Here is a 3,517-nt window from a genome sequence, read left to right on the forward strand (position 1 = left end):
TTTAAGGCTCGTTCAATATTTAGCATTCTTCTGGCCAATTTCTGCTTGAACCATTTTACCTTATTTCCCAACAACTCTATTAATCAAAAGCCCTCTTATTTTAGGAGGGTTTTTTTGTTGAGAAAATAATCTATAGCAATCCTATTTAGGGTTTGCTGAAAAAGTCTTATGGATGAGGGTAGAAGTCATATCATGTCCGCTAGCATCGGTATTGTATAGCAAAGGTAGAGAACACTTAACTGGGAACAGGGAACAGGTGGCAAGGCTTAATTATCAAGAAAAAAACTTAAATTTCCTGTAGATATTTACGCTTGGGTTTACACAAACGATATAAACGGACATGATATTAGTTGCTCTTGCAATGAAATGATCTCATGTCCGGTAGCATCGTTTGTGTATAATAGAGGAGGAAGAAAAATAATTGCCCGGAGCGATATTGCTACGCAACGCTACTCTTCAAGCACTTGACAAATCATCAGTAGGCCACCAACGAAAACAAGTGAGACCTGTTTGGGAGCGATTGCCTCCGGCACGTTTCACGATCGCTGTTTCATTAAGTTGATACATCGCTCAAAAACGATATCTTCCATCTGGGATAAATTTTCACTCGTTTTGATTACTTATAGGTTCATTAATTATTGGCCAGAGTCATTCGGCGGGTTGTAGTTCTGGTGTATGGGCGGGTTTTAACTCCAAATGCAATCCAAGTGCGAACTTTGAGTTTTTGACTACTGTGCCAACCTGCTTTGTCTAGCACTAATATCATGTGCTTATTTTTTCCTCAACCAAAATGTCCAGCTAAGTCAGTCAGCACTTGGTTAAAAACAATAATATTGACCTTGGGCAAAAGCCACTCTTTTTGTTTCTCCTGACTGGGGATGTACAAACCCATAGAGCCAAAACCACTGAAAACGCCAGTTTACCTCTGCAGTTGGTTGTACTCCCACAGGTGTCCATACTCGTCGGAAAATTGGCTTGAGACCCAAACGATGTTCATCCATTGCCCAGAGTTCTACAGTGGCCTCTGGATACTCGGCTTTTAATTGTTCAAATCGGTGACAGAGTTTTTTTTCCATTTCTCTTGTTCGGTTGGAGTTGCCGACTTTTCATGCTGTGGCCGGGGGATTCGTAATCTATATTTCATTGACCGTAAATATTCCCATCCCCTGCGCCGTTTGCGAAGCACTCCGTAGGAATCAACTCGATGGTCAATTAATTCTGTTAACCAATCCCCCACCTTGCGCCCATTCCATAATCCTCCATCTGGTGCCCTCTCCTGGAGGGCCATTTCTAGGTAGGCTTGCCTTTCATCTGAAAGGAATCCCTTTTGCCCTGGATGTTGATGGCGACGATCTACCAATCCTTCTCTACCTTGCCGATTGTAGCGACGTGCAATTTGACGAATTGCCTCCAAACAATAGCCTGTGACTGAAGAAACTTCTTTTGTTGTTGGTTTATCTAATTTTAGGTTAAGACTCGTTAATTTAATGCGGAACCCGCCCCTACATTTATTTCTTCTGGGAAAACTACATCATAAGTTTAGCAAAATTTGTAGGGTGCGTTTTGCTGTCGCATAACTCCGTTTTGCTGGCGCAAAGCTTTCCTATCGGAATGCTCCGCAAACGCTTTATATGTCGCTCCGCGTTAACGGAGTTGTGCGCTAGCTAAACGGCTGTCGCCGACATGAAAAGCGCTGCGCGACATGAAAAGACGGCTAAAATTTAGACTATGAAATAAATTTAGCCATCCGTCGTAACGCACTATTTTAGGTGTGTCAGTCCACTACTGCTCTATATCAACGGTGCGTTACGGCGCAATGTAATCTTTAACAGTTAACAGTAGTTTGTGGTAAGCGCCTAAGGCACCCTACTGGACTGACGTAATGCCCAATACTGACCGCTTCTTTAATACCCAATTTACAACCGACAAGACTTCCGTTCCCTAGTTTCTTCAATATGTTGCCAACCATAGGAAAAATGACTAATACCATTAATCTGAGGAGTGGCTCTCCTAATAGCTTGCATTTGCATTTCCAAAGAAGGACGATTTTTAAAAGGTTGCCCCCAGACACCAGCGATCGCCGGAATAACCTTCACCCCATTAGACGCCATACTCACAACTCTCTCTACTTTAGAAACAATACAACTAGGGTCGCGATCGCCACACGCTCCATAAGACATAGGATGCCATTCCATCCAACTCGGAAATTGATCCCAAGGTTGGAGGCGAGAGTCAAAACCACTATTCCGTACTCTCCTATTCCCACCTGGGAAAAATACGGCTCCAGCAGATAAACCTTTTTGCTGTACTGGTTTACTTGCCACTTGGAGAAAATCTAATATTCCTTGAGCAGCATGAGCAACACTCAATTCCCAAACTTGTGTTCCCGAACCTCCTTTTGGTAGTTTATCGCCATTAGCAGAGAGTGAAAAGAAACTTTGCCACTTCGGAGTTCCCCTGGAAGAAACAGCATAAATATCTCCAGAAGTAACATACCCCTTGTCTAAAAATCTTCTAATTAATTCTTTTCCTGCTTCATTTTTAGCACGTTGCAATAAAACATTCCGAGAAGCTTCACCATATATCCATAAATCTTTTACCTCATCTGCCACAGAGTTACTCCCCACTCCCCGCAAATAACGAACGTAGTCAAATAAAACTCCTTGAGGTTGGCGTTTTAATACCTCATTCACCATAACGCTATAATCTTGACGTGCTTCCGGACTGTAAGGATCGACAAAGGTATGAAAAGCATGACTCGCACCTAACTGGTTATGTAAACTAACATTATCTGGAATTACTTGAAGAGTTGTTTGACCTCTACCATTACGCGCTAAAGCTTGTTGACGGTTAGGTAGTTGGGAATAGGTGTACCCGAAGTTCATGGTAAATACCCAGCCATAAGCTCGCAAACCTCTCTCTTTTGCTTTTCTCAGACTTTCAGCTAATAGATCGACATTTTCATAACCAGGTACACGGAGTACGGACGGCCAAACTGTAGGATTATTTGCTGCGGGTAGAAGCACTTGTCCGTCAAAGAAGGCTTCTATGTATACTTGGTTATAGCCTTGATTAACAATTTTATCAAGTATCCTATCAATTTCTCCTGGTCTGGCATCACAAGGATATATTCGTAACCAAATACCTTGATTCCTCGGCCAATTTCTCAGGCGACAATTGCCAACTTCTCTGCTATGTTGAATATGAATATCTTGATATTGTTTTTCTGCATCTTTATCTCCTCCTAAAACTGCTTGACGAAGATTTTCTTTTTCGGCGATCGCTTCTGGTGATAACCGACAATAAATATCTGTTTGTGCTTGTGCTTGTGCTTTTGCAGGAAACCAGAGGTAGGAATTTAGTATCAGACTAAATAAAATTGCTCCTAAATTACTTATATGGAAACATTTTTTAGTTTTAATTTTTGTCATGGTAGTTATTTCAGTTATCAGTTATCAGTACCTCAGTAGACATTAGAGAGAAGTTATACTAATTCCCATGCATTAATGCTATACTT

At 41.5% G+C, this 3,517-nt stretch carries 4 protein-coding genes; all 4 read right to left on the reverse strand.

The annotated features are described in order from the left end of the window. Positions 1–631: 631 nt before the first annotated feature. On the reverse strand, positions 632–766 hold the full coding sequence (locus AFK68_RS43300) for a hypothetical protein (RefSeq protein ID WP_256386494.1): 135 nt from the start codon (positions 764–766) through the stop codon (positions 632–634). A 52-nt stretch (positions 767–818) separates the two neighbouring features. Continuing rightward, positions 819–1,076: a hypothetical protein gene (locus tag AFK68_RS05580; RefSeq protein ID WP_094671926.1), complete on the reverse strand. Its 258-nt coding sequence runs from the start codon at positions 1,074–1,076 to the stop codon at positions 819–821. Then, positions 1,040–1,414 (reverse strand): winged helix-turn-helix domain-containing protein, encoded by a 375-nt coding sequence (locus AFK68_RS05585; protein ID WP_094671927.1) that lies wholly within the window; start codon positions 1,412–1,414, stop codon positions 1,040–1,042. Before AFK68_RS05585 ends, AFK68_RS05580 begins: the two co-directional genes overlap by 37 nt. 502 nt (positions 1,415–1,916) lie before the next feature. Then, positions 1,917–3,431, reverse strand: coding sequence for a hypothetical protein (locus AFK68_RS05590; RefSeq protein ID WP_246844013.1), 1,515 nt, complete (start codon positions 3,429–3,431; stop codon positions 1,917–1,919). Positions 3,432–3,517 lie beyond the last annotated feature (86 nt).

This window comes from Hydrocoleum sp. CS-953, assembly GCF_002260545.1.
GTDB lineage: Bacteria > Cyanobacteriota > Cyanobacteriia > Cyanobacteriales > Microcoleaceae > Trichodesmium.